General features: G+C 64.5%; 28 protein-coding genes and 3 pseudogenes. 16 read left to right on the forward strand and 15 right to left on the reverse strand.

What is annotated here, in order from left to right; translation table 11 throughout:
- Positions 1–9: 9 nt before the first annotated feature.
- The 6 genes from QTI68_RS35165 (at position 10) to QTI68_RS35190 (ending at position 5791) form a co-directional block, all read left to right on the forward strand.
- Positions 10–1068, forward strand: coding sequence for an HAD family hydrolase (locus tag QTI68_RS35165; protein ID WP_286528620.1), 1059 nt, complete (start codon positions 10–12; stop codon positions 1066–1068).
- Positions 1065–1487: a response regulator transcription factor gene (locus QTI68_RS35170; protein WP_286528622.1), complete on the forward strand. Its 423-nt coding sequence runs from the start codon at positions 1065–1067 to the stop codon at positions 1485–1487. The genes QTI68_RS35165 and QTI68_RS35170 overlap by 4 nt, the downstream gene beginning before the upstream one ends.
- Before the next feature lie 65 nt (positions 1488–1552).
- Positions 1553–4024: an arylsulfatase gene (locus tag QTI68_RS35175; protein ID WP_286528623.1), complete on the forward strand. Its 2472-nt coding sequence runs from the start codon at positions 1553–1555 to the stop codon at positions 4022–4024.
- Positions 4024–4464 (forward strand): hypothetical protein, encoded by a 441-nt coding sequence (locus tag QTI68_RS35180; protein WP_286528625.1) that lies wholly within the window; start codon positions 4024–4026, stop codon positions 4462–4464. Before QTI68_RS35175 ends, QTI68_RS35180 begins: the two co-directional genes overlap by 1 nt.
- Before the next feature lie 44 nt (positions 4465–4508).
- Positions 4509–5315, forward strand: a complete 807-nt coding sequence (locus QTI68_RS35185) for a DUF2092 domain-containing protein (RefSeq protein WP_286528627.1) — start codon at positions 4509–4511, stop codon at positions 5313–5315.
- A gap of 20 nt (positions 5316–5335) precedes the next feature.
- Positions 5336–5791: a hypothetical protein gene (locus QTI68_RS35190; RefSeq protein WP_286528628.1), complete on the forward strand. Its 456-nt coding sequence runs from the start codon at positions 5336–5338 to the stop codon at positions 5789–5791.
- 12 nt (positions 5792–5803) lie between these two features.
- Here QTI68_RS35190 and QTI68_RS35195 read toward each other — a convergent pair whose 3' ends face one another.
- From QTI68_RS35195 to QTI68_RS35205, 3 genes are all read right to left on the reverse strand, one after another.
- Positions 5804–5941 carry a hypothetical protein gene (locus QTI68_RS35195; protein ID WP_286528629.1) on the reverse strand — a complete coding sequence of 46 codons (138 nt, stop codon included), beginning with the start codon at positions 5939–5941 and terminating at the stop codon, positions 5804–5806.
- A 52-nt stretch (positions 5942–5993) separates the two neighbouring features.
- Entirely contained in the window at positions 5994–6389 is a 396-nt protein-coding gene (locus QTI68_RS35200) for a hypothetical protein (protein WP_286528630.1), read from the reverse strand.
- Positions 6390–6524: 135 nt separating this feature from the next.
- The gene (locus QTI68_RS35205) at positions 6525–8066 is read right to left on the reverse strand and encodes an arylsulfatase (protein ID WP_286528632.1); all 1542 of its coding nucleotides are present in this window, start codon (positions 8064–8066) and stop codon (positions 6525–6527) included.
- Between the two features lie 167 nt (positions 8067–8233).
- On the opposite strand from QTI68_RS35205, the gene QTI68_RS35210 reads away from it, so the two are divergent.
- On the forward strand, positions 8234–8668 hold the full coding sequence (locus tag QTI68_RS35210; RefSeq protein WP_286528633.1) for a YidH family protein: 435 nt from the start codon (positions 8234–8236) through the stop codon (positions 8666–8668).
- 4 nt (positions 8669–8672) lie between these two features.
- Complete coding sequence (locus QTI68_RS35215; RefSeq protein WP_286528635.1) at positions 8673–9068, forward strand: hypothetical protein; 396 nt, start codon at positions 8673–8675, stop codon at positions 9066–9068.
- Here QTI68_RS35215 and QTI68_RS35220 read toward each other — a convergent pair.
- Positions 9031–9372, reverse strand: a complete 342-nt coding sequence (locus tag QTI68_RS35220) for a hypothetical protein (RefSeq protein ID WP_286528636.1) — start codon at positions 9370–9372, stop codon at positions 9031–9033. The genes QTI68_RS35215 and QTI68_RS35220 overlap by 38 nt on opposite strands.
- Positions 9373–9433: 61 nt before the next feature.
- Positions 9434–9718: a hypothetical protein gene (locus QTI68_RS35225; protein ID WP_286528639.1), complete on the reverse strand. Its 285-nt coding sequence runs from the start codon at positions 9716–9718 to the stop codon at positions 9434–9436.
- Positions 9719–9942: 224 nt separating this feature from the next.
- Between QTI68_RS35225 and QTI68_RS35230 the strand changes: the two genes are divergently transcribed.
- The gene (locus QTI68_RS35230; RefSeq protein WP_286528641.1) at positions 9943–10494 is read left to right on the forward strand and encodes an OmpA/MotB family protein; all 552 of its coding nucleotides are present in this window, start codon (positions 9943–9945) and stop codon (positions 10492–10494) included.
- Between the two features lie 46 nt (positions 10495–10540).
- Here QTI68_RS35230 and QTI68_RS35235 read toward each other — a convergent pair whose 3' ends face one another.
- The 5 genes from QTI68_RS35235 to QTI68_RS35255 all read right to left on the reverse strand — a co-directional run bounded on the left by QTI68_RS35235 (position 10541) and on the right by QTI68_RS35255 (position 15568).
- Complete coding sequence (locus QTI68_RS35235; RefSeq protein WP_286528642.1) at positions 10541–11602, reverse strand: phospholipase D-like domain-containing protein; 1062 nt, start codon at positions 11600–11602, stop codon at positions 10541–10543.
- 18 nt (positions 11603–11620) lie between these two features.
- Positions 11621–13459, reverse strand: a complete 1839-nt coding sequence (locus QTI68_RS35240) for an ABC transporter ATP-binding protein (protein ID WP_286528645.1) — start codon at positions 13457–13459, stop codon at positions 11621–11623.
- Between the two features lie 19 nt (positions 13460–13478).
- A complete protein-coding gene (locus tag QTI68_RS35245; protein WP_286528647.1) occupies positions 13479–13790 on the reverse strand; it encodes a hypothetical protein in 312 nt (103 codons plus the stop codon).
- A 39-nt stretch (positions 13791–13829) separates the two neighbouring features.
- Positions 13830–14591 carry a transporter gene (locus tag QTI68_RS35250; protein WP_286528649.1) on the reverse strand — a complete coding sequence of 254 codons (762 nt, stop codon included), beginning with the start codon at positions 14589–14591 and terminating at the stop codon, positions 13830–13832.
- 305 nt (positions 14592–14896) lie between these two features.
- Positions 14897–15568, reverse strand: coding sequence for a flavodoxin family protein (locus tag QTI68_RS35255; protein ID WP_286528650.1), 672 nt, complete (start codon positions 15566–15568; stop codon positions 14897–14899).
- 284 nt (positions 15569–15852) lie between these two features.
- On the opposite strand from QTI68_RS35255, the pseudogene QTI68_RS35260 reads away from it, so the two are divergent.
- The 4 genes and pseudogenes from QTI68_RS35260 to QTI68_RS35275 all read left to right on the forward strand — a co-directional run bounded on the left by QTI68_RS35260 (position 15853) and on the right by QTI68_RS35275 (position 20101).
- A pseudogene (locus QTI68_RS35260) lies at positions 15853–17261 on the forward strand (cytochrome ubiquinol oxidase subunit I).
- Positions 17258–18268 (forward strand): cytochrome d ubiquinol oxidase subunit II, encoded by a 1011-nt coding sequence (gene cydB / locus QTI68_RS35265; protein WP_286528652.1) that lies wholly within the window; start codon positions 17258–17260, stop codon positions 18266–18268. Before QTI68_RS35260 ends, cydB begins: the two are co-directional and overlap by 4 nt.
- Before the next feature lie 233 nt (positions 18269–18501).
- Positions 18502–19633: pseudogene (locus QTI68_RS35270) on the forward strand (IS3 family transposase).
- Positions 19634–19813: 180 nt separating this feature from the next.
- The gene (locus tag QTI68_RS35275; protein WP_286528654.1) at positions 19814–20101 is read left to right on the forward strand and encodes a hypothetical protein; all 288 of its coding nucleotides are present in this window, start codon (positions 19814–19816) and stop codon (positions 20099–20101) included.
- 737 nt (positions 20102–20838) lie between these two features.
- Here the strand turns inward: QTI68_RS35275 and QTI68_RS35280 are convergent.
- The gene (locus tag QTI68_RS35280) at positions 20839–21210 is read right to left on the reverse strand and encodes a response regulator (RefSeq protein WP_286528656.1); all 372 of its coding nucleotides are present in this window, start codon (positions 21208–21210) and stop codon (positions 20839–20841) included.
- A gap of 145 nt (positions 21211–21355) precedes the next feature.
- Positions 21356–21703, reverse strand: coding sequence for a hypothetical protein (locus QTI68_RS35285; protein WP_286528660.1), 348 nt, complete (start codon positions 21701–21703; stop codon positions 21356–21358).
- Positions 21704–21723: 20 nt separating this feature from the next.
- Between QTI68_RS35285 and QTI68_RS35290 the strand changes: the two genes are divergently transcribed.
- Together QTI68_RS35290 and QTI68_RS35295 are read left to right on the forward strand one after the other, a co-directional pair.
- A complete protein-coding gene (locus QTI68_RS35290; protein ID WP_286528661.1) occupies positions 21724–22434 on the forward strand; it encodes a tripartite tricarboxylate transporter substrate-binding protein in 711 nt (236 codons plus the stop codon).
- A 95-nt stretch (positions 22435–22529) separates the two neighbouring features.
- Complete coding sequence (locus tag QTI68_RS35295) at positions 22530–23270, forward strand: class I SAM-dependent methyltransferase (RefSeq protein WP_353506466.1); 741 nt, start codon at positions 22530–22532, stop codon at positions 23268–23270.
- 299 nt (positions 23271–23569) lie between these two features.
- Here the strand turns inward: QTI68_RS35295 and QTI68_RS35300 are convergent, their stop codons facing one another.
- Positions 23570–23830 (reverse strand): hypothetical protein, encoded by a 261-nt coding sequence (locus QTI68_RS35300; protein ID WP_286528665.1) that lies wholly within the window; start codon positions 23828–23830, stop codon positions 23570–23572.
- Positions 23831–24020: 190 nt separating this feature from the next.
- Here QTI68_RS35300 and QTI68_RS35305 point away from each other — a divergent pair, with 190 nt between their 5' ends.
- A complete protein-coding gene (locus QTI68_RS35305; RefSeq protein WP_286528666.1) occupies positions 24021–24347 on the forward strand; it encodes a hypothetical protein in 327 nt (108 codons plus the stop codon).
- Positions 24348–24748: 401 nt separating this feature from the next.
- Here QTI68_RS35305 and QTI68_RS35310 read toward each other — a convergent pair.
- Both QTI68_RS35310 and QTI68_RS35315 read right to left on the reverse strand, forming a co-directional pair.
- Positions 24749–24979: pseudogene (locus QTI68_RS35310) on the reverse strand (IS3 family transposase); the annotation flags it as partial.
- Between the two features lie 60 nt (positions 24980–25039).
- A partial coding sequence (locus QTI68_RS35315) for a sulfatase-like hydrolase/transferase (protein ID WP_286528668.1) occupies positions 25040–25976 on the reverse strand: 937 nt, incomplete at its 5' end.

Raw genomic sequence — 25976 nt, forward strand, 5'->3', positions numbered from 1 at the left:
AGCTCAGCCATGAAAGCCTCCGGTCCATCCTCCATTGCAGCACGGTCGCTGCCGGCGACGGCGCGCCGCCGGGTGGTTGCCTGGATGCACGGCCTGGCGCTGGTCACGCTGTGGGTGCTGGCCCCGCTCGCACGCGCGCAGACCGATCCGCTGCCTTCCTGGAACGACGGCGCCGCCAAGCAGGCGATCATCGCCTTCGTCAAGGACACCACGGACAAGACCAGCCCCAAGTTCGTCGAGCCCGAGGCGCGCATCGCCACCTTCGACCAGGACGGCACGACCTGGGTCGAACAGCCCAACTACGCGGAGGCGATGTTCGCCTTCGACCGGCTCGCGGTCGAGCTCGACAAGCGTCCGCGCCTGAAGCTCGTCGAGCCCTTCAAGACCATCATGTCCGGCAACCAGGCCGCGATCGCCAGGCTCACCAACGAGGATCTGCTCAAGGTGGCGGCGGCGCTCACCCACAGCGGCATGACGGTGGACGAGTTCCGCACCATCGAGGCCGACTGGCTCGCCAACGCGAAGCATCCGCGCTTCCAGCGGCCCTATACCGAGCTCGTGTTTCAGCCCATGCTGGAAGTGATGCAGTACATGCGCGCCAATGGCTACAAGACCTACTTCGCCACCGGCGGCGGCCAGGACTTCATGCGCGAGTACGCCCAGAAGGTGTACGGCATCCCGCCTGAGCAGGTGATCGGGTCGGCGGCCGAAACCTCGTTCGGATACGCCAAGGACGGCAAGGCCGTGCTCACGAAGACGCACAAGATGCTCTACGTGGACGACAAGACCGGCAAGCCGATCGCGATTCATCAAATGATCGGCCGGCGACCCGTGGCGGCCTTCGGCAACTCGGTCGGCGACCAGCAGATGCTCGAATACGTGCAGGCCGGCGAAGGCGCGCGGCTGATGGTGCTGGTGCATCACGACGACGCGAACCGCGAATACGCCTACGGCCCCACCTCCAAGGTCGGCACCTTCAGCGATGCACTGGGCGCCGAGGCGAAGAAGCGCGGCTGGTTGGTGATCAGCATGAAGAACGACTGGAAGCGGATCTTCAGCTGGGAATGAACGAAGCCACGGCCGCATCACGATCGCCCGCCATGCCCCTGTCCCTGACCGGTGTGATCCTCGTGGTTGAAGACGACGACAGCATGCGCCAGGCGATCCAGCGCCTCCTGAATGCGGCCGGTTTCAAGACCGAGGCCTATGCCTCCTCGGAGGCGCTGCTCGCCGACGGCAGAGCGGCCTTCGCCGCCTGCGTGGTGAGCGACTACAAGCTGCCGGGCATCTCTGGACTCGATCTGCTGGCGGCGCTGCGCAAGCGCGGGCACTGGCCGCCGGTCGTCCTGGTCACCGCCCACGACTCGCCCGAGCTGCGCCACGAGGCGATGCGCCGCGGTGCATCGGGCTATCTGGCCAAACCGTTTCGCAGCAGAGATTTGCTGGACGCGATCGAACTCGCGGTCCAAGGCCGGCCCATGCCATGAGCAGGCCTGCCAGTCGATACGCATCACCGCTTTCTCCCCACTTCAACGCAATCGATGGAGGTCGAATGAAAAGAGATCGAATGTTCCTCGTAGGCAGCGTGCAGGCGGCTGCCGCCGTGCTCGCCACGGCCTTGGTCGCGGTTCCTGTGAGCGCGCAAGTGATCACCGGCGACCTGGGCGCGCCGAGCGCCACCGTGACGCTTCCGGGCAATCAGATTCCGGCGCCCCAGTTGCCATTCGGCGGCGTGATCAAGGAGACGCTGGACGGCTCCAAAGTCTGGTGGCCGCCGCGCGTCGTTCCTCCCAAGGGCGCTCCCAACGTGCTGCTGATCATGACCGACGATCAGGGCTACGGCGTCAGCGGCACCTTCGGCGGTGTCGTTCCCACGCCCGCGCTGGACCGCGTCGCGAAGGCTGGCTTGCGCTACACCCAGTTCAACTCCACCGCGCTGTGCTCGCCGACGCGAGCCGCACTGCTGACCGGCCGCAACCACCATTCGGTAGGCTTCGGCGTCATCACCGAGCTGTCGACCGGCTTCCCGGGCTACGACTCGATCATCGGCCCCGACAACGCAACCATCGGGGCCCTGCTCAAGGGCAACGGCTATGCCACCTCGTGGTTCGGCAAGAACCACAACACGCCGGACTTCCAGTACAGCAAGGCCGGTCCCTTCGACCAGTGGCCGTCGGGCATGGGCTTCGACTACTTCTACGGCTTCCAGGGCGGCGAGACCGACCAGTGGACGCCCTACCTGTTCCAGAACAACCGGCAGATCTTTCCGTGGATCGGCAAGCAGGGCTACAACCTGATCACCGACATGGCGGACGAGGCGATCAACTACATGCAGGGTGTGAAGGCCTCGGCACCCGAGTCGCCGTGGTTCGTGTACTACGCGCCGGGCGGCACGCATTCGCCGCACAACCCCAAGCCGGAGTTCGTCGCGCCCTTCAAAGGCAAGTTCGACAAGGGCTGGAACGCGCTGAGAGAAGAGATCTTCGCCAACCAGAAGCGGCTGGGCGTGATTCCCGCAGATGCCAAGCTGACCGACTGGCCCGACAGCCTGCCCAAGTGGGAGTCGCTCAGCGCCGACCAGAAGAAGCTCTTCGCCCGCCAGGCCGAGGTGTACGCGGGCTACGCGGCCTACACCGACTTCGAGATCGGGCGCGTGATCCAGCAGGTCGAGGACATGGACCAGCTTGACAACACTCTGATCATCTACATCGTCGGCGACAACGGCACCAGCCCCGAGGGCACGCTGAGCGGCACGCCGAATCAGTGGACCTCGTACAACGGCATCCTCGACTTCCCGGTGGCCGAGCAACTCAAGTTCTACGAGGCCTGGGGCTCGGCCGCGACCTATCCGCACATGGCGGTGGCGTGGTCCTGGGCCTTCGACACGCCCTTCAAGTGGACCAAGCAGATCGGCTCGCACTTCGGTGGCACGCGCCAGGGCCTGGCGATCTCGTGGCCCAACCGCATCAAGGATGCGGGCGGCATCCGCACGCAGTTCCACCACGTGATCGACATCGTGCCGACCATCCTCGAAGCCACGGGCATCAAGGCGCCCGAGATGGTCAACGGCATCAGGCAGAAGCCGATCGAAGGCACGAGCATGGCCTACACCTTCGACAAGGCCAACGCCAATGCGCCGTCGACGCGCAAGACTCAGTACTTCGAGATGATCGCCAACCGCGGGATCTACAGCGACGGCTGGTACGCCAACACGACGCCGCCGCACGGGCCGTGGATCCTGAATGCGCCCCTGCCCCCGATCGCCGACTACAAGTGGGAACTGTACAACCTCAAGGAAGACTATTCGCAGGCCAACGACTTGGCCGCCAAGATGCCCGAGAAGCTCAAGGAGATGCAGGCGCTGTTCGTCCAGGAGGCGGCCAAGTACCAGGTGCTGCCGCTGGACAACCGCTCGTTTGCCCGCGCCGTCGAGCCGCGGCCGAGCACGACCGCGGGCCGCTCGGTGTTCACCTACACCGGTGTCAACCCCGGCATTCCAGTGGCCAACGCGCCGAACATCCTGGGCAAGTCATACAACATCGCCGCCGACGTCGACATCCCGCAGGGCGGCGGCAAGGGCGTGCTCGCCACGCTGGGTGGTCGCTGGGGCGGGTGGGGCCTGTACATCGTCGATGGCAAGCCGATCTTCGACTACAACATGCTGATCCTGGCGCACTACCGCTGGGTCGGCCAGGAGGCACTCGCGCCCGGCAAGCACACCATCGAATTCGACTACACCTACGACGGTCCTGGGATCGCCAAGGGCGGCAGCGGCGTGCTCAAGGTCGACGGCAAGGTGGTCGCGACCGGCAAGCAGCCGAATTCGATCGCGTTCCTTCAAGTGGCCGACGAGACCTTCGATGTCGGCACCGACCTGTACACGGAGCTCAACGCCAAGGACTACCAGCTACCCTTCCCGTTCAACGGAAAGATCAACAAGCTCGTCGTCACGCTCGGCAAGTCGCAGCTCACCGCGGCTGACCAGCGCAAGGTCGAGCAAATGGTGGCGAGGGCACGCGACTGATGCGGCGACATCCCGGAACGCCGGCGGGTCCCGGCCTGCTGCTCGCCTGCCTGCTGGCCTTCGCGGCACCGAGCTACGCGCAGGGCCCGGCGCCCGGCGCGGGCCCGGCCAGGGCGGGCCTCGAGGCGCTCGTGGGCGCGTGGAAGCGCAGCGACGGCAACTACATCATCCTGATCCGCGATGTGGCCAGGACGGGCGAGCTCACCGCCTCCTACTTCAACCCGAACCCGCTCCCCTTCGCGAAGGCCCAGGCCACGCAGGAGGGCGGCAGCGTGCGCGCCGCCTTCGAGCTGCAGGCCGGCGGCTACGGCGGCTCGACCTACACGCTGCGCTACGACCCGGCCAGCGACCGGCTGGTGGGCGAGTACTTCCAGGCAGTGGCGAAACAGACCTTCGAGGTGGTCTTCTCGCGCCAGCGCACCGAGGGTAAGCTGCGCTGAGCGCGCGTCCTCATCCCATGGTTCCCCTTTGTGGAGCAACTCCAATGAAAGTCCCTCTCCCTCGATTCGGCCGCCGAGCCGGCGCCGCGCTGCTCGCAGGGATCGCGATGCTGGCCGTCGACCGCGCGGCATTCGCGCAGGATGCCTCCAAGCCCGCGGCCACCGCTGCTGCCGCGCCCGTCAAGGACGAGCGTGCGCTGGCCCTGCTCAAGGGCATGAGCGACACGCTCGCGAGCGCCAGGACGCTGAGCTTCAAGGTCCGCGGCATCGTGCCGACGCCGGCGCCCAACGGCCAGTACGTGAGCCTGTTCGCGTCCTCGCGCGTGGTGATGCAACGGCCCGACAAGCTCTTCGTCGAGGCCCGCGGCGACCTGTTCCCGAGCGACAGCTTCTACGACGGCAAGTCCGTGACCGTGATCGGCGCCGACCGGCGGTTCTATTCGCAGCGAGAGGCCAACGGCGGCGCGATCGAGACGCTCATGCAGGCCGTGCAGCCGGGCTCCGACGCCACCGCGCCTTTCTTCGACCTGCTGGTGGCCGATCCCTACGCGTTCCTCACGAAGGACTTCACGAGCGCCTTCTGGGTCGGGCAGTCCACCGTCGGCGGCGTCAAGACCGAGCACTTGGCGTTCACCGCCCCTGGCCTGGACTGGGAAATCTGGATCGGCGCCGCCGACAAGCTGCCCCGGCTGATGGTCGTCTCCTACCGATCGAGCGAACGCCAGCCGACCTTCACGGTCGAGTTCTCCGAATGGAAGCTCAACGCGACGGTGCCCGCGAAGACCTTCAGCGCCGCGATCCCGCCGGGCGCCACGAAGCTCGAATTCAAGCAGATGGGGCCGCCCAAGTGAGCGCGCCAAGGAGCCATACGATGAACCGGATCAAGACACTCGTCCTCGGCGCCGCCGTCGTGTGCGGCGCCCTCATTCCACTCTCGGGTGCCAACGCCTGGGTTGCGGCCGCGGGCGGCTGGCGAGGCGGCGCGGTCGCGGTCGGGGGCTACCACCCCTACCACCCCTACTACCGTCCGCCGGGCTGCTATGGCTGCGGCGCCGCAGCGGGCGCGGTCGCGGGCCTGGCGGTGGGCGCGGCGATCGCCGATGCGAGCCGCCCAGCGGTGGTGGTCCAGCCCGCGCCCGTGATCGTCCAGCCACCTGCCGTCGTGGTGCAGTCCGCCATGCCGCTCGGCACCCAGATCGCCGCCCTCCCCGGTGGCGCGCGCAGCATGGTGGTGAACGGCGTCACCTACTACCAGTCGGGACCGACCTGGTACAAGCCCTACTTCGGCTCGAGCGGCGTGTACTACGAGGTGGTGCCGGCGCCCTGACGAACAAGCCGCTCAGCCGGCGCCGTCGACCGGCGGCTCGCCGGCACGGCGCTCGTCGAAGGCGTGGCGGTCCGGCTGGAACATTCGCACCAGGCGGCCTTCGCCGAGGGAGGTCCACTCCGATTGTGGAAAGCGCGAGGCATGACGCATCGAACTCAGCCCCCGTGATCCAAAGGCGATGCATCGTCAGGTCGTTTCGGCGCTACCTGCGGAAGCCGCCGACGAAGGCGACGCCACCGCCCCAGCCGCCCAAGCCCACGGCGTCCATTTGGTTCATCTGCGCCGCCTCGAGGTTGTTGTTGCTCAACTGCTTGGCAACCCGCAACTTCTGATATTCCTGGTACTCGGCCGCGCCCCCGACATAAGCCAGGTTGTTCAACGAATCCGGGATCACGTAGTACATCGTCCCGTTATAGGTCACCGGGGACACCTTGTCCTTCGGGAGCTTCGCAAGGATGGCCTGCTGATCAGGCTTGACCGGCGTGATGACCTTGAAACCGGCGGCGATCGCAAGATTGTCGTTGTTCAGCGTATTGTTCGCGCAGCCTGCAGCCAGTGCGGCAAGCATGAGAACGAGGTACCGAAGAAGTCGAGTCATGGATTACTCCAGTTCAGTGTTGATGGGAGGGTGGACTGGTCCTCCCGAGGAAACGATCAAAGATTCGACCTGTTGAATGGTGGGTCTCAGCCAAACGGCAAGACCCATGAAGTGCCCTGTCAACATTGATGTGTGTCACGTGCCGCTGCCCTGGCTTCCTTCCTGCAGCATCTGCAGGGCCTTCTCCACGCTCAAGGATCCCGACACCTGGCTCGGCGGGTACTCCCTGAAGGTGCCCAGGAACTTGCCCACGATGCCGACCGCGGGAATCATCGTCCAGAGCTTCTCGCCCCACCAGCGGCCATACAGCAGGCTTTCGCTCTGGTAACGCTCCCACGGGTCCTGCCGCAGGTTGGTCACCAGCGGCACGTTGGTCGAATCGGGCTTGCCGTTGAAGAGATTCCCTTTGATGGTCTTGAAGCTGACCTTCCAGGCGTTGTAGCGCACGGCCATCAGGTCGGCGTTGTCGCTGAAGTAGAAAAACTCGTGGCGCGGCCCGGGCGCTTCACCCTTGAAGTACGGCCCGAAGTCGTAGCCGTCGAGGTGGTTCCTGAAGGTCTTCTCGCCCGCCTTGTAGCCGGTCAGCAGTTTTTCCTTGATCTTCGGTTCGCCGGCGGCGGCGACCAGCGTCGGCAGCCAGTCTTCCGCCGCCATGATCTCGTTGACGATGGTGCCGGGCTGGATCACGCCCGGCCACTTGGCCAGCATCGGCACGCGGAAGCCGCCCTCGAACACGGTGCCCTTCTCGCCCCGGAACGGATGGTTGCCTCCGTCGGGCCAGCTGAAGATCTCGGCGCCGTTGTCGCTCGTGAACATCACGATGGTGTTGTCGGCGATACCCTCGTCGTCGAGCTTGCGGAGCAGTTCGCCGACGCTCCAGTCGAGTTCCATCATGGCATCCGCATAGAGGCCGAAGCCGCTCTTGTCCTTCCACTTGTCCGACAGATGGGTCCAGACGTGGCAGCGGGTGGAGTTGTGCCAGAGGAAGAAGGGTTTGCCGGCCTTCACCGAGCGGTCGATGAAGTCGACCGAGCGCCGCACCAGTTCGGCATCGACATCCTCCATGCTGAACTTCGCGGCCGGGTCCATGCCCGGGTGGGGCGGCAGCGGGCCGCAGTCGTTGATCTTCTGCTTGCCGACCCGGCCCCAGCGCGGCTCCTCGGTCGGGTCGTCGACGTCGGTGGCGAAGGATTCGATGATGTTGCGCGGACCGAACTGCTCGTGAAAGCCCGGCACCTTCGGATACTCGCCGTCGTAGGGTTCCTCCATCGCGTTGAGGTGGTACAGGATGCCGTAGAACTCGTCGAAGCCATGGACCGTGGGCAGGTATTCGTTGCGGTCGCCCAGGTGGTTCTTGCCGATCTGCGCCGCGGCATAGCCCAGGGGCTTGAGCAACTCGGCGATGGTCGGGTCCTTGTCCTGCAGGCCCTGCTTGGCCGCCGGCATTCCCACCTTCAAGAGGCCGGTGCGAAATGGCGTCTGGCCCAGAATGAAGGCGGCCCGCCCCGCGGTGCAAGACTGCTGACCGTAGTAGTCGGTGAACAGCGCGCCTTCCTTGGCCAGGCGGTCGATGTTCGGGGTGCTGCCGCCCATCATGCCCCGGTGGTAGGCGCTGAGGTTCCAGATGCCGACGTCGTCGGCCATGATCATGATGATGTTGGGGGCCTTGTCAGCCATAGGTATCTCCAGTTTGTTCCACTGTTCGCCACCCATCCTGACAGGCGTGGCGCGGACTGCAAATAGGGCCAAGGGGCAACGGGCTTGCCCTTAAGGGCAAGTGAGGCGATTTGCCGTCCGCAAGCATGGACGAAGCGGCTCCCGGCATGCATAGTCATGAGCCGCCCATGAACACCGCTTCTACGCCCCCTCCCGCCGACCCGGCCCCGCCGCGTCCCAAGACCTCGGACGAACTGGCGCAGATCCGCACCGACCTCGCCCTCGAGCGCACGCTAATGGCCGCCGACCGCTCGTTGATGGCCTGGGTGCGCACGGGGCTGTCGATGATCAGCTTCGGCTTCACGATCTACAAGGTGCTCGAGGCCTTCCAGCAGCAGGGCGGGCATCTGCGCAGCGATGATGCCGCGCGCAACGTCGGGCTTTTCCTGACCGGCCTGGGCACGGCCAGCATCGTGGTCGGCACGATCGAATACTGGGCACGGCTCAAGTCGCTCAACCAGAGCCAGCAGTTCCGCCTGGCCCAGCCCTCGCTCGTGATCGCGCTGATCATGTCGGCCGCGGGCCTGCTGATGTTCTTCAGCATCCTGCGCCGCTTCATCTGAGGCCATGGAGATCTTCGAGCCCTTCGTGCGCACCTGGGCCGACATCACGAGCGGCCGCCACGTCCCGCTGGCCTTCCGCTTCGTGCTGCAGCCCTGCCTCGCCATCTTCTTCGCCTGGCGCGCCGGCCGGCAGGACGCACGCGAGGGCCGGCCCTACTATGTCAGCGCACTGATCCGCGATCCGGTGCACCGACCGGGCCTGCTGCGCGAGGGCTGGACGCACATCGGCAAGGTGTTCTGCGTCGCCATCGTGGCCGACGCGATTTACCAGGTGATCGTCCTGCACTGGTTCTATCCGTTCGAGGCCCTGCTGGTGGCGCTGCTGCTCGCGGTACTGCCCTACCTGGTATTCCGCAGCGTCGTCAACCGGGTGCTGCACCACGCCCCAACCCGAAAATGACCACGCCGACCACCGCCACGATCACCAGCGACACCGCGAACAGTCCGAGCGCGATGGCGAAGCCCAGCGATCGGTCGACCGCCAGCCGGCGTCCGAACCAGACGCCCTGAACGCCCAGGTACCACGCGCCGCCGACTCCCGCCATGACGCCGGCTGCGACATCGTTGCCCGCCCGATGCAGCGTCGTCGCGATGGCCACGCTCACGACCAGGGGCGCGGAAAAGAAGCACTGCAGGTAGAACGGCGAGCGCAGGGTGATCGCGTCGACCTCGAGCCCCTGTCGGCGCACGAAGCCGTAGGCCATCACCAGCGCACGATGCTGTTGCCGATCACGCGAAAGATCAGCAGACTGGTCTCCTTGGCGGTCACGCGCTGCACCACGCCGACTGACCCAGCAGCGCGAGCACGTTGTCGTGGATCTCAATCTCGACCCCGTGCGCGAGCAGGATCGTCAACATCAGGAACAGCGGCGGACTCACCAGGCCCGCGAAGCGCGTCGCCGCCTGGTCGTCCAGGTCGGCCAGCGCGCGCGCCGCCACCGACTGCGGATGCACCAGCACGCGCCAGAAGGTGCGTGGATAGAACAGCAGCCAGGTCATGACCTCGTAGAGCAGGTCTTCGAGCGAGCGGATGAACTTTATGATTTCCATGGCGTAGCACCGACTTTGCACGCTCGGCCTGCGCTCGTCCATGCATCGCCGGCCACCAGACCGTCCGCCTGCACTTCGAGGCAACGGACTTGCCCTTTCGGGCAGCCGGATTGCCCCTGTCCCCGATTCCCTTCGAGCCCAATGCGACTCAAGATGGAGGCGCACACACTACGTCCGGTTTTTTCGACGTGCGTCTTTCCATCTTCAACGCCAAGGGGTCCATCATGAAACTCAACAAGCTCGGCCTCGCGCTCTGCGCTTTCGTCCTCGCGACCGGTTGCGTCACTAAGGGCACCTACAACACCGAGGTCCAGAAGGCGAACAACTACGCCGCGCTCAACACCCAGCTGTCGAGCGAACTGAGCGCCGACCAGGCGCAGATCACTCAGCTGCAGAACGAGCTGAAGCTGACGATGGTCAATGAGATCCTGTTCCCCGAAGGCGGCTGGCGCCTGAGCCCCAAGGGCGAGGCGACGCTCGCGAAGATCGCACCGACGCTCGCCAACCTTCCGGGGCAACAGATCATCGTCCAGGGTTTCACCGACAACGAGCCAATCGGACCCGAGCTTCGGGGCCGCTTCCCGTCCAACCTTGAACTGTCGTCGGCGCGCGCGGACGACGTGGTGCGCTATCTCACGTCCAAGGGCGTGCCGGCGGCGACCATCTCGGCGCAGGGCTTCGGCGAGGCGCGCCCGGTGGCGAGCAACAGCACGCCGCAGGGCAAGGCCAAGAACCGTCGTGTCGAGATCGTGATCTCGGCCGCCAATCGCCCCTGAACCGGTGCCGCGTGGGCGGGTCTGATCGACCGCCTCGATATGCGGCTCAGTGCTTCTTGTGACTGCTCTTGCCGCCGGCCTCGTCCTTGGACTTGGCCTCTTCCTTGTGCATGTCTTCCTGCGGCGCGCTGCCGTCGAGCACGAGGTGCGCAGGATCGAGGTTGCGTTTCTGCAGGTCGTGCAGCAGGCCCGCATCGCTGAGGTCGATCTTGTGCGAGGACGCCCAGTCCCGCTCCGCGGTTTCCCGAAGGCGCAGCACGGTGGCCGGATCGTCAGTCTCGATCGCGAGCTCGCGCCGGCCGTCGAAGCTGCCGGGCGCCAGGTTGATCGAGCCCACGATGGCGCGCCGGCCGTCGGCCAGCATCATCTTGGCGTGGAGCTTGAGGTGCTTCATCGTGTGCACCTTGGCACCGACGTCCTGCAGGATGCGCAGGCCGCCGACGCCCTCGATCAGCTTCTCGGCTTTGAGCGAATGCGGCGGCTTGGTCAGGATGTGGACCTTCACGCCCCGGCTCGCCGCCCGCACCAGCCGCTCGATGATGACCATGTCCTGGTAGCGCTCGTTCTGCACCCAGAGCGAGTCCCGGGCGCCATCGATGAACGCGGCGACGCGCGGACGGCCGTTGTCGGGGCACCAGATCAGGCGCGAGTCGGGATGCGGCGTGAAGTCGGCGTGCAACCAGTCGGCATCGAAGCAGGCCTCCATCTCGCTGGTTTCGAGTGCATGCGTCGTGATCACCGCGTAGTCGCGTGTCTCGGTCAAGTCCTTGGGCTCCCAGTTCAACGATTCGACGAAGCCGACCCGACTGTCCACCACCATCGACTTCTGGTGCGTGAGGTCGAACTTCGGATTGCTATCGCGGACCTCGATGCCGGCGGCGACCAGGGTCTGCCGCGAGGCCTCGTTTTCGGTCTCACCGCTGCGGCGGGCCGGATTCAGCATCACGCGCACCTTGACGCCGCGCTGCTTGGCGGCGATCACCGCGCCGATCAGCGTGTCGTCGGTGAACAGGAACATCCGGATGTTCAGCGCCGTCTTGGCCGCGTTGATCGCGTCGAGGATCGGCTTGGCGGTGTCGTCGGGCAGAACGATCAGTTGATGGGACATGGCGGACCTCGGGTTGCGTCAGGCGGAAGCGGTCGCAGGGACCGCGGCCGCCGCGGGGTTTTCGTACTGGATGCGGTGCAGCTCGGCATAGACGCCGCCTAGGGCCACCAACTCGTCGTTGGTGCCTTCCTCGACCACCACGCCGTCCTTCAGCACGATGATCTTGTCGGCGTTGCGCAGGGTGCTCAGGCGGTGGGCGATCATGATCACGGTGCGGCCCTGCATCAGCCGCTCCAGGCCCTCGATCACCAGGCGCTCGGACTCGGTGTCGAGGGCGGCCGTGGGTTCGTCCAGGATCATGATCGGGCTGTTGCGGATCACCGCCCGCGCGATGCCGATGCGCTGGCGCTGGCCGCCCGACAGCGTGTCGCCGCGCTCGCCGACCAGCGAGTCGTAGCCATGCGGCATGCGGGCGATGAACTCGTCGGCGTTGGCGAGCTTGGCGGCGGCGACGATCTCCTCGCGGGTCGCGCCCGGCTTGCCGTAGGCGATGTTCTCGCCGATGGTGCCGCGGAACAGCACCGTCTCCTGCAGCACGAAGCCGATCTGCGAGCGCAGCGCCGCGAGCTTGTGCGTCGCGATGTCGACGCCGTCGATCAGCACGCGGCCGCCGCTCGGGTCGTAGAAGCGCGGCATCAGGCTGACCACGGTCGACTTGCCGCTGCCCGTGGGCCCGACGATGCCGACCACCTGGCCCGGCTTGATGTTGAACGAGACGTCGCGCAGCACCAGAGCTTCGTCGGCACCGTAGCCGAAGGCGACGTTCTCGAAGCTGATCTCGCCCTTGGTCCGGCCCGGGTCGATCGCATCCGGGCGCTCGCGAATGATGTCGTCGGCGCCGAGGATCTTCTGGATCCGTTCGAGCGCCACCGTGGTCTGCGCGATGGTGCTGGCCATGCTCGCGAGGTCCTTCACGGGCTTGAAGAACTTGTTGAGGTAGGCCAGGTAGACGGTCAGCGCGCCGGCCGTCATGGTGCCGGCGATGATCAGCGCCGTGCCCTTCCAGAGCACGATGCCGGTGCACAGCGCCACCACCACCGCCACCACAGGCGACAGCAGCGACTTGACCTTGCGCGCGCGCAGCGCGGCCTCGGTGCTGGCGTGGCTGGCGGCTTCCATGTGCGCCACCTCGAGATCCTGGCGGCCGAATGCCTTCACGGCGCGGACCTGGCCCAGGCCTTCCTGGACCACTGCGACGATCTCGCTCTGGCGCGCGCGCACGTCGCGCGTGACGTTCTTGACCGCATTCTTGAACCGGAACACGAACAGCAGCAGGAAGGGCATCACCGCGACCGCGATCAGCGTGAAGTCCCAGTCGAGCCAGACCATGAGACCCAGCATGAAGACGATCGTGACGATGTCAACGAGGATGCCCAGCGTCGACGACGAGGCGAAGCTCTGCACGGTCGCGACGTCGCTCGTGATGGTCGACATCAGCGTGCCGGTCTTCGCGGTGTCGTAGAAGCCCAGCGACAGCCGGTGCAGATGTTCGTAGATGCGCAGCCGCAGGTCGTTGGCGACCCATTGCCCGATGCTGGTCGTGTAGTAGTTGTCGATGTAGGTCGCGATGCCGCCGATGACTGCGATCATCACGGTCGCGATACCCGCGAACAGCGCCACGCCGAGCGTATGGCGCCCGATGCCCAGCTGGTGCGCCCATTCGAGCCAGCGAGGCAGATGGTGATTGCCGAGCGCATCGTCGAGCACCAGCTTGAGCGGCCAGGGCGCGGCCAGGCTCATGAGCACCTCGATCACCATCGCGATCAGCACGATCGCGAGCCAGGCGTGGTAGGGGCGGATCAGTTGCAGGACCAGGCCGCGCATGGCGGACCTGTCGGCGGGCTTCGGCGTGGCCATGCGCGAGCGTCGCGGCGGCTCAACGCGCGCGGATGACGTCGGAGACGACGCCGTTCTCGTTCACGGTGCAGTTGATGTTCGGCTGGCCGGCACCGATGCTGAGCGTGACGACGTAGAAGCCCTGCTCCATCGTCTGCGAATCGTAGAGCGGCTTGACGTCATCCTTCGGCACCTTGCGCTCACGCGAGACCGCGTCGATGCAGCTGGTGCGAGAGACTTGCGGCGACATGAAGCCGCCGATGATCGGCTTCGGCGGCTGGTAGTTGGCGCAGCCGGTGGCGAGGGCGGCCAGGGCCAGGACTGCGACGGGGGAGCGATGGATGAAAAGCATGGGGACTCCAGATGAAGAAGGTGGCCGGCAAGCGGCCGATCACTTGGGAAACATGAACTGCGCCTGCAGGCGGATCTGCCAGTTGGGACCGTTGTCGGGCTTGACGACGTTGTAGTAGGCCGAGAGCTGCGTGTTCACCGGCAGCTTGCCCAGGTGAAAGATCTTGCCGACGCCACCGCCCAGCGGCACGGTCCAGCGCTGGCTGCTGTCGGCGTTCCAGTCGACCGTGATGATCGGTGCCGTCGTCAGGTAGAAGCCGCCCGGGAAGTTGTAGTTGGCGAAGGGCTGCAAGGTGCCGTTGTTGTACGAGCCGCCCTGCTTGCTGCTGCTGACCGACCAGATGTTGTTGACCAGTGCCCCGTAGACCCACGGGCTGCCGTGGTCCAGGTGCAGCAGGACGAAGGCCGGCCCCATGCCCCAGTTCTTGTTGCCGAGCTCCGAGTTGCTGTTGGTCGGGATCTGCACCACGGGGCCCGCACCCCAGATCCACTTGCCGGGGTTGGCCGGCGACAGGAAGGCGGTGAACACCACGTCGCCGACCCCGCTGAGGCTGCCGATGCCCGGGCCCAGCGAAGGCATCGAGATCACCGGCAGGATGGTGCGCGTGATGACGTTCCACTCGGAGTTGACCGAAATCGGGACCACCGGCTGGATGTTGAGGATGTTCTGCGTGCCCTTCTCGGGCCCGTAGTTGAGGTTGGTGTTGTTCTGGAACGGCACGCTGATCAGGTTGCCGACCGGGTTCTGCGCCAGCTTGGCGAGCTCCTCGGCGCTCAATTCGGCACGCGCTGGCGCCGCCATAAGCAATGCAGCTCCAAGGGCTGCACTGGCGCGAACTGCTGGCGAATGAAAGCTCGATTGCATGGTTGCTTGCCCTGAAAATGGTCCAGCCCTCGGCTGGGACGAGCAAAAACTTAGTCGCGCCGCACGACATGGATGATGATGGTCGCGGTATCGAGGACATTCGTAAATCATGGCAAAGGGCAATTTCGTTGCCCGAAAGGGCAAGCCAAACCGGCTGCACTTTCCCATGCGCATGCCCTGATGGTCCCTCGACAGAGAAGCATGGGCGGGCGTGCCATGACATCCCGGGCACTCCCTTTGCGCTACCAACGTTTCGGGGGTGCCAGACGATCTGCGAGTCGATCGGCAAAGGCCCGGGACTGATCGACATAGCTGGGCTGCAGTGTCGCTGGCGGAATCCTGAAGCCGAGGTAACGCTCCTTGGTCACCCCTGTCGACAAGTAGCTCAAGAGTGCGAGCATGGAGTCCACCGGGCCGCCACCGGCGGTGAAATGGCTGCCATCCAGGTAGTCGCCGCCTTGCTTGACGATGAGCTTCTTGAGAATCCGAAGGTCGTCGCGCCAATAGCGGTGGGCGACCGCGACTGCGGCACAAGGCTTGCCGCCGATGAGCTTGCGACCCGCTTCCGACTCCAGGAACGAACGTATCGGCATGCAGGGGTGCAGCCACCAGGTGGGCGAGGCGATGCAGACCAGGTCGTAGGGTCCGGCGCCTACCTCGTCCGGAATTCGGATCTGCCCTGTCACGCCGCGAAACTGCGGAAGCACCATCCCGAATATGTCGCGATAGGCATGTCGCAGCGGAAACTGCGAGAACCGGGGGGCGTAACGCGGGTCTGTGAACTCGATCTTGGCGAGTTGCACCCCGCAGCCTCGCTCGCGCAGTCGACTCGCCATGGATTCAGCCACGCTCAAGGTCTGCTGGCTGTACGTGTAGTAGACGATCAGGACCGATGGGGGGGTCGAATCGGCCATCTCAGGCTTTCGACGTGGGCCCGAAGCCTAAAAAATCGAACGCCGGTAGGCAGAAAATGCGCATCATTGATTCGCTTTCGAGTGTTCCGAGTGATGCCCCTACTATGCGTGCAGTCACGGATCTCTGTCTATGGCTCGGGCGGTCCATGGCCGGTTTTTGCCCTTTGAGGCAATTGGATTGCCCTTCAGCCCTATACCGGATCGCGACGGGTCTATGGGAAGATGCGTCGGGCTGCCATGGCCGCTTGCACGTCGGCTTGGGAAGGTCCGCACACAAGGCATTCATGACGCTCGACCCCGTGATCCTCTCGCGAATCCAGTTCGGGTTCGTGATCAGCTTTCACATTATCTTCCCGGCCTTCACCATCGGCCTGGCGGCGTGGCTGGCGACCATCGAGGGCGTCAGACTGGTCACGGGCCGAGCCATCTACCGCCGCGTCTTCGACTTCTGGCTGCCGATCTTCGCGGTGTCCTTCGGCATGGGAGTGGTGACTGGCATCGTCATGGCCTTTCAGTTCGGCACCAACTGGGGCGTGCTGGCGGTGAAGACAGGCGCCATCCAGGGACCGTTGCTGGGCTACGAAGGGTTCACCGCGTTCATGCTCGAGGCGACCTTCTTCGGCGTCATGCTGCTTGGGCGCTACCGCGTGTCGCCGCGCTTCTATTTCTTTTCGTGCTGCATGGTGACGCTCGGAACGATGTTCTCGTCGTTCTGGATCCTGGCCAATAACAGCTGGATGCAGGTGCCGGTCGGCCACACGATCGTGGACGGCAAGATCATTCCTTCCGACTGTTCGCAGATCGTGCTCGGCCCGGTGCAGATGGTGCGCTGGCCGCACATGCTGATCGCGGCGCTGCTCACGAGCGCCATGTGCGTCTCGGCCACTGGAGCCTGGTACCTGTTGCGCGGCGTGCACCGCGACGAAGGCCGCACGATGCTCCACTGGGGGCTCGGCTTCGTCGCGATCTCCATCCCGGTTCAACTCTTCTTCGGCCACCTGACCGGGGAATACGTGCTGAAGCACCAGCCGGCCAAGTTCGCTGCCATCGAGGCACGCTGGAAGAACGAGCAGCCCGCCAGCGAGACCCTCTTCGCGATTCCCGACGAGGCGAATGAGCGCAACCTCTTCGCCATCTCGGTGCCGAAGCTGGGCAGCCTGATCGCCTCGGGCAACCTCACCTCGGCCGAAGTCGGCCTGGAATCGTTTCCCCGAGAGGACCGACCGCCGGTGCTGATCCCTTTCTTCGCCTTCCGGCTGATGGTCGGCATGGGGCTCATCATGCTGGCGGTCTCGTGGCTGGGCAACATCCTGCGCTGGCGCGGAAGGCTCGAGTCCTCGCGCTGTTTTCTCTGGTGCACCTCCTGTCGTTCCCGACCGGCTTCGTGGCGATCCTGACCGGTTGGTACACGGCCGAGGTCGGTCGCCAGCCCTGGGTGGTCTACGGACTGCTGCGCACCAAGGATGCGGTCACGCCATCGCTGACCACGCAGGACGTTCTGGCCTCGTTGATCGTCTACGTGGTGGTCTACTGGCTGTTCGTCTCGTTCGGCATTTACTACATCTACAAGCTGCTGCGCGACGGGCCGCGAGGCGAGCCGCAGGCCACTGGCAGCGTGACCGGCAGCCGCCCGTTGGCCATCGCGGCTCGCACCGAGACGGCGGCCGACGGGCCCGCAGGGAGCGCCCGATGACCGCCGCGCAACCGAGCAACCTGGCGCTCTTCTGGGCTGCCGTGATCGCGCTGGCGATCCTGCTCTACGTGGTCCTCGATGGCTTCGACCTCGGCGTCGGCATCCTGTTTGGAAGCACCGCCGACGAGGAGCACCGGCTGCACATGATGAACACCATCGCACCGTTCTGGGACGGCAACGAGACTTGGCTAGTCATCATCGGGGCGGGACTGCTCGCGACCTTTCCGGTCGTCTACGCGGTGTTCATGGGTGCGTTCTACCTGCCGGTCTTGCTGCTGCTCGTGGGGCTCATCTTCCGCGGCATCGCCTTCGAGTTCCGCTTTCGAGCGCAGCGCATGCGCTGGCTCTGGGACTGGGGCTTCTTCCTTGGCTCGATCGTGGTCGCGTTCGTGCAGGGTGCGGCGGTTGGTGCCTTGATGCGCGGCGTTCCGGTGGCCAACGACCAGTTCTCGGGCACCTCCTTCGAATGGCTGCACCCGTTCTCGGTGCTCACCGGCATTGGGCTGGTGTTCGGCTACGCGTTGCTGGGCGCCGGCTGGATCGTGCTCAAGAGCGAGGATACGCTGCGCGAGTGGGCTTACAAGCGAATTCCGTGGCTCGCGCTAGCGGTGTTCGTGGTGCTTGGTCTCGCCTTCGCGGCGTCGCTGACAGTCGATGCCGGCGCGGTCGCGCAGAGTCACCTGCGCGATCGGCCCTGGGGATCGATCTTCCCTGCGGTCTCGATCGCCGCGCTGGCCGGCGTTGTAGTGAGCGCGCGGGCGCGAGTACGCGACGGGATGGCCTTCCTGCTGACGGTGCTGTTCATCGTGGCCGCCTACCTCACGCTTGGGGTGATGTTCTGGCCCTACATGGTCCCCTATGCGATCACTGTCGCGAGCGCTGCGGCGCCCGACGCTTCCCTGCAGTTCCTGTTCTACGGTGGCGTGATGGTCCTGCCGGTGATCCTGATCTACACCTGCGGCGTCTACTGGGTGTTCCGAGGCAAGGTCAAGCGCGGCTACACCTGATGCACAAGCGAGGGGAACGATGCCATCGTCACCTGCAACTTCACCCGCGCCGAATGGTGCCGGGCGCTCGATCTCTTCGAGCAAGATGGCTTGTCCTTCACGGTTGCGTTGACAGCCAGGCGTGCCATGAAGGCCATGACGAACAGAGCCGGCCGCTCAAATTTGAACACGCTGCAAAGTGGATAGGCTGCTCCGATGGGCGAGGATAGAGCCCGGCATGACAGGAGCAGAAGATGAGCAAGAGACCCCGCCGCAACCACACAGCGGCCTTCAAGGCCAAGGTGGCGATTGAGGCCTTGGCTGATGGCAGACGATTGCCGAGATCGCACAGAAGCACGACGTCCACCCCAACCAGGTGACGGAGTGGCGCAGACAACTGATGGAACGCGCCGCAGGCGTGTTCGGCGGTGCGACGGCAACCGAGGCGCCGGCGATAGACATCAAGGCATTGCACACCAAGATTGGGCAGCTGACGCTGGAGAACGATTTTTTAGAGGGTGCGCTCACCAAGGCGGGATTGCTGAGCGCAAAGCGATGATCGACCGTGATGGCGAACTGCCGATCAAGCGCCAGGCCCTGTTGCTGGGCATCAGTCGAGGCTCGGTCTACTACCACCCCGAGCCGATTGCCGACAGCGAGCTGACGTTGATGCGTCGCATTGACGAATTGCACCTGGAGCATCCGTTCGCGGGCAGCCGCATGCTGCGGGACTTGCTGCGGTTGCTGGGCATCGAGGTTGGGCGGCGGCACGTGCGCACGCTGATGCGGCGCATGGGCATCCAGGCGCTGTACCGCAAGCCCAACACGAGCAAGCGGCACCCAGCGCATCCGGTGTTCCCGTACGCGTTGCGCGGGCTGACCATCGAGCGGGCCAACCAGGTCTGGGCGCTGGACATCACCTACATCCCGATGGCGCGCGGCTGGGTGTACCTGGTGGCTGTGCTGGACTGGCGAAGCCGCCGGGTGCTGGCGCATCGAGTGTCGATCACGATGGAGGCGGACTTCTGCGTGGAGGCCTTGCGCGAGGCGACGGCGCGTTGGGGTGCGCCGGAGATCGTGAACACGGATCAAGGCAGCCAGTTCAGCAGCGCCGAGTTCATCGCCGAGGTGCAGCGCATCGGTGCACACCAAAGCATGGACGGTAGAGGCTGCTGGCGCGACAACGTCTTCGTCGAGCGGCTGTGGCGCAGCGTGAAGTACGAAGACGTCTACCTGAAGGGCTACGACGGCGTCAGCGCCGCACGGTTTCACCTGGCCGCCTACTTCGATTTCTACAACGCCCAGCGCCCGCATCAGTCGCACGACGGGCGCACGCCAGACATGGTCTACTTCGCCACGCTGCCCGCAATGAAGGAGGCTGCCTGATGGGTTGAACCATGAGTACATGGCTCAACCGGGGCGCCTCCGGCGGCCCGGCAGGGGCCAGAAGATTGAAAGAATCAAACTCGCAGCCAATCCACTTATCTCAGGTCAAAGCGTGTTCAGACCAGCGGAGCCGGCTCTATTCTTTCGCGCGCGGACCCGAAGCTTTTGAAAGGAGATGCCATGTCTGTGGAATTCTCGAGGCAGATCGCTGCCACGCCACTCCCCAAGTCATTCAATGCTGCGAAGGATATTGACGCTATCAGGATCCTTCGCCAGGCCGGCTTGGTGCTTGCATTGGTGGACGAGCCCCCTGAGCGGGCCGCCAAGGTCCTTGCGATCACGGCAAGAGGGCACGATGAACTATTGCGATTTGACTATCCCGAAGAACGGTCGATTCGACGCCTCGCCAAAGACAGCTGGTTTCAGCTCGCGGCGGCGCGCACGCGAAGCAATCAAGCCAGCGGGTAGACGCCACGGTTCCTAAGGTCTTCAGCAGCGTTGAAGCAACGGCTACAGCCCTGCTATCCGTTGCGCGTGGCCTGAACTTCATCAGCTCGGCGACATTTCACCCTGAGCGGGCAGGAGGTCATTTATGGCTCTATCGACAGAAGCAGCCGAAGCTCTGGTCGCCGGCTACCTGGACGGACGTGCATTGCCACCCGAGGTACACAAGGCAGTGGTCCTTGCTGCCAGAGCCCGATTGGTCGACGGCGATGTCCCGGTCCTCGATGCAATGCTATGCAGCGTCATTGACCGTGGCGTGCAAACCGAGGGCGCCCAGCCAGAGCGAGGGCCTGGAGATTGTTGAAACGTGCAACCTTGGCCTCAATTAGTCAAAATCTTCGACCCACACCCCCCGGAGAAAGGAGTTGATCATGTCTTCAAGAATTGGCTCTTCCCTCTCGGGCGGGCCCGCACACCGGGGAGCCGTTGCGCCGACCAGCGCGTCATGAGCGAGAAGCAGATTCAGGGGTACCTCGTCTCTCGCGATGCGCTGCGCCGTATCCAGCGAACGTCTTCGCTCCGTATACCCCTGCGGGACCGAGGTGTCGACGTTGGCGACGATGAACGCACTCAAGCCGGCCGCCATTGAGATAGCCCACCATTCAGTTGGAGCAGAGCGCCGGAGGCGTCTCCAGCATTCTCGATTAACGAAACAGGAGCTGGCTGGACTTTTTCAGGAAGCCCACGTGCCGGCTCTTCGGCTATGAGCCATACGATTGGCAGCGGTCAAAGAAGGCCTCGAGTTCAGTGGATTTGTCGAAAACGCCATCCGCTCCGAGAGCCAGGCATCGGCGACGGATTTCTGCCGTGGGATAGTTCGTCAGGACCAGCATGTGTTGGTGCGGAGACCGGCTCTGCCCAGCACGCAGCACGCTGAGCCCGGAGCCTTCCTTCAGGAAGAGATCCACGATGGCCAGGTCCCATTCGTCGCCGAACCGATGAAGGGCCTCGATGGCCTCCGAGGCGCCCTCAGCGACGGCGATCACCTGCACATTGGCCAACTCAGCCAATGTCGGAATCAGGTTCTCGCGAATTGTCTCGCTGTCCTCGATGAGGATAGTATGAAGCGGCATCGTGGTACGCCAGAGGCGCTCGGTTGTGAATCGCCACGTGGGGCCTGCTAGCGGCTTGTATTAGCGCCGAACATCCCCTGCCACCTTGTAGGTCAACAGCCTGTGCGTGCTACCCAGGGCCTCCGATGCGCCGCGCCGCTGTGCATCAATGGCGTGTGGAACTTAGCGCGGGCGGATCGCCGGCCGGACTGCCGGCGTGAACCTCGCCTTGCACCGTTTGCTCCAAGGATTCATTGACCTCATCCAGAAGCTCCGCCGACTTTGTCAGCCGTTTCTCAAGCTCGCCCGCCTGCTCCACGGCACGCTCCACCACCTCCGTGGAACCTTCCTGGGAGAGTTCCTCCTTCAGGACGGTATGTACGACCAAAAGGTCGTCAGCGACTTTTTTGACTTCCTCGGCCGCATCCTTGTTCTTGTCCGTGCAAGCAAGATCTACTGTGCCTGCCGAGCAGGCCACGAGTTGGGAGCATCCCGCCTTTCCGCGCGTGAACACGGAAGGAATCGACCTGGCTGTTGGGACAGGGTGCGATAGCCAGCCTCTACCCCACGCTGTACCGGAGGCTCGGTTACGACCCTGCGCGGGACCTCGTGCCCGTGTCGCTCGCGGCAGAGATGAATCTTGGCGTCGCCGTGGGCAATGCCGTGCCGGCGGAGGTCGCCGACACGAGGATGCTGGTGGAGTGGATGCGGCGCCATCCCGGCGAGGCCAACGCCGCGTCGCCAGGCACCGGCACCTTGCCGCACATTCTTGAGGTCATGCTGTTCGACCAAGCTGGGCTGGACTGGCGCCATGTTCCCTATCCGGGCGGCCCGCCCGCCATGGCGGCGCTGCTCGGCGGCCAAGTCGCCGTGCTGGTGCTCCCGGAAGGCCTCCTGCTGCCGCAACTCGCCACCGATCGCCTGAGGATGCTCGGCACGTCGGGACTCGAGCGCAGCCGCTTCTCGCCCGCGGTGCAGACGCTCGCCGAACAGGGCCACGCGCGATCGGTGATGCGCGAGTGGTTCGCCTTCTTCGCACCGGCTGGCACCCCGGCCAGCGTCGCGGAACAGGCATCGGTGGCAGTGGGCAATGTCGTCGCTCGCGCCGGACTGGGACGTCGGTTGGGGGATGCAGCCATGGTGGTCGCACACAGTTCGCCGGCAGAACTGGCCGCGAAGGTAGAGGACGACCGCCGTGCATGGGGCCCGCTGCTGGTCAACGCTGGCATCCGGGGAGACGCATGACGGACGCGGGTGTGAGCGCCTGGGGCCGCGCCGCCGAGGGGTAGTCCAGGAGCACGCCGAGCATTCATGCGTGGTTGCGACAGGCAACCGCAGCGATGCTGACCGAGGCGCGACTCCGGCCGGGTGCACGCGTGCTCGATCTGGCCGCCGGCGCGGGTGATCAGACGAAGGACATCGCGCTCGCCGTCGGGCGCACGGGTGACGTGTTGGCGACCGACATCTCGCCGAAGATCCTGGACTTCGCCCGCCGGAGCATCGAAGCGGCAGGCCTGACCAACGTGCGCTTCGCCGTCGCGGACGCGGAGCGGCCGGTTCATGCGGAGGCGTCTTTCGATGCGGTGATGTGCAGGCTCGGGCTCATGTTCTGCATGAAGCCGACCGCTGCGCTGGCCGCAGCGTTCAACGTCCTGCGGCCGGGCGGTCGCTTCGTCGCGCTGGTGTTCGGTCACCCCGCGAACAACCGTTGCATCACGACCATGATGAAGGTGGCCCGGAAGCACCGGGGGTTGAGTGGTAGCGCCTCGCCCTACGCCGATGGCGGTCTGTTCAGCCTCGCGGCGCCTGGCAGATTTGCAAGCCTGCTGGTGGCGGCTGGTTATGTCGACGTCACGGTGGCAACGCTTGCAGCACCGTTTGAATTTCCCAATGCTGCAGCCTACATGGCCTTCGTTCGAAGCTCGGGCTCACCGATCATTGAAATCCTCGCGCCCCTGGATGCAAAGGCCAGGGAGTCGGCTTGGCGGGAAATGGAGAAGGAGCTTCAGCAATTCCAGTGCGAGCAGGGCTGGCGTGGGCCAAACGAACTCTTGCTCAGTTCGGCGACGCGACCAGGCTGAGCCGAGCGGGGGGTCACTGAGTCTTCACGGTCTCGAGTTGCGCCCAAGGAGTCGGCAGCATCGCAGCGGTTCCTGTCATTCCCGGCCGCTCGGTGAACTCACGCTGTGCCGCCGGGTGCGGTCATTCAGGCGCCAATTCGATCTCAGAGTCTCCGACGGGTTGAATCCGCAAGGTGGTGCAGACGTAGCCGTTGCCGTTGCTCAAGCTGGACCCCGCCTTTGCGACCAAGGCCCATCGAATGGCAGCTAGGGCCGATTGCGCCACACTGATCGCTAGGTTTTGCTGCTTCCCGGCCGCTCTAACTGCGGAGTTCAGCGTGCTCGCCATTGTTCTTGGCGTCACCGTCGATCGGATCGCTGGCAGCCATTCCGAAGATCACCCTTGCGTTGGGTTGCGCCGAACGCCTACCTTCCGTCCAAGCCGCGCCCAACTTCTGCGCAAATGAGTCGGTAAGGATCGAGTGATTCTCTTTCCACGACTCGTCCATGCCCTGGGCGATGCGATCGATGACCCTCTCCGCGTCGGCGACATTGCATTTGTCCCTTCCGAATCGAATCATTGCCTCCCGCGACGGATAAAGCCTGTCTCGGTCGATCTTGAGCGCTATGGTGTTGTCGCCGACTCCGCTGCCAGGAAGGAAATCGTAAGCCGCTGTGGTAACGACGTCGTAGAGCGGTGCTATCCATTGCGCGTGGCTTGAAGTTCAACTGCTCAGCGACATTTCGCCCTGCGCGGGCGGGAGGTAACTTATGGCTCTATCGACAGAAGCAGCCGAAGCTCTGGTGGCGGGTTATCTGGATGGACGTGCATTGCCAGCCGCGGTATACAAGGCAGTGGTCCGTGCTGCCAGAGCGCGACTGGTCGACGGCGATGTCCCGGTTCTCGATGAGATGCTTTGCAGCGTCATTGACCGGGGCGTGCAAGCCGAGGGCGTCCATGGCTTCGCAGTACTTGAAACGCGCAAGACTCTGAATCGCGCGTTGATGCAGGCTGATGCTGGCTCCTCGCTGGGCTCTGCTGGGAGCAATGCGGCCGACGATCACCGCACCCGGGCGACCCGACCCGGCGCTTGGTGATGCTTTCAAGCGCATGAGCACAGCGGCCCGTGACAGGAACCCACTCCCTTGATTTACTCTGCACACCACGACGCGCCCTTGTCCCACAAGGTGAACTTGCGCATCCGAGCACGCTGCAGCCCCTCAGTTCGAAAGTCAGTCTATGGAATCGCATCGGCAATTGAAATCCGACACGCGGCAAAACAGGCGGGCCTATATTTGGGTCGTGTTGGCTGTGTTCATTGTTCTCCTCGCTGTGGCGGGTTACAGCCACTTCGCTTAGAAAGCGGAGGCCCCAACCGAGGGCCGGGATCCAACCTTCACCAAAAGATTCGAGGAGGCATTGACGAGGTGGCGGGCTGACGCGTCCGGCGCGCCGGTGATGGCGATGGTGGGCTGCTGCCGGTTTCGTGGACACCGACTTAAGCTTTTTGAGCTTTCTCGAACTGTATCGGACTGACGTACCCGAGCGTCGAATGACGGCGCCTCGGGTTGTAGAACCGCTCGATGTAGTCGAACACATCAGCGCGGGCCTGTTCTCTGCTCCGGTACACCTTCCTGGCCGTGCGCTCAGTCTTCAGTGAACTGAAGAAGCTCTCCATGGCCGAGTTATCCCAGACCTCGCCCGCGCGGCTCATGCTGCACGTGATGCCTTGCCGCGGACAGAGGTATTTGCGAAGTCAGCAAGTCCGATGACCTCGATGCATTCCATCTCAGAGGAATAGTCGAGTCGGAGATACTGGACCCCAGAACGTGATGACCGCAGTCGCCCGCTTCCACCAACCTGTCGCGATCCTCGTATACAAAACTTTGCCCACCCCTCTAGCATGTATACGATATGGCACTGTGCTTCGTGACGTGCCAGCCGGTGTCGTTCGCGCCAACCGGGCTGCGACGGCCCTTCGCTGAGACAGTCGTGCGATAGCCAATCCTGTGTTCATCAGCAATGCTTTTGCGATAGAAGACATCGGGAGCGGTGTTGTCTGCCCGACCACTCCGCCTCGGGCATTGCTCGACCTGCTCTCCGGGCCGCCCCACTTGTCGAGGTTCTTCAACTGGTTCTCGACGGTCTCCGGGACACCATTGAAGAACGTAAGTTCATTGAACAAGCCGGTCGCCCCACCCTCGGCGCTCGCACCGTTGTCACCAGCGACGTAGATGAAGAGCGTGTTGTCCATCACGCCCAGATCCTCGATCGCCTTCACGAGGCGACCAATCTCGTAGTCGGCCTGCTCGGAAAATCCCGCGAAGACTTCCATCTGGCGTGCAAACAGTCGTCGCTCATCGGGCGTCAGCTTGTCCCAATCCTTGATGCCGGCGGGCTTGGGCGCGAGCTTCGTTCCAGCCGGCACGATACCGAGCCTGATCTGCCGCGCCAGCGCGTCCTCGCGATACTTGTCCCAGCCCTCATCGAACTTGCCCTTGTACTTGTCGGCCCACTCCTTCGATACATGGTGCGGCGCGTGGGTGGCGCCCGGGGCGAAGTACATGAAGAACGGCCTGTCGGGTGTCATCGACTGCTGAAACCGTGTCCAGGCGATGGCCTGGTTCGTCATGTCTGTCATGAAGTGGTAGTTCGGGTCGGCGGGCAACTCGACCCGAGTCACCCCGTCGTACAGGAGCGGCGACCATTGGTTGGTTTCTCCGCCG

This window comes from Variovorax sp. J31P207, from assembly GCF_030316965.1.
In the GTDB taxonomy this organism is placed as follows: Bacteria; Pseudomonadota; Gammaproteobacteria; order Burkholderiales; family Burkholderiaceae_C; genus Variovorax; species Variovorax ginsengisoli_B.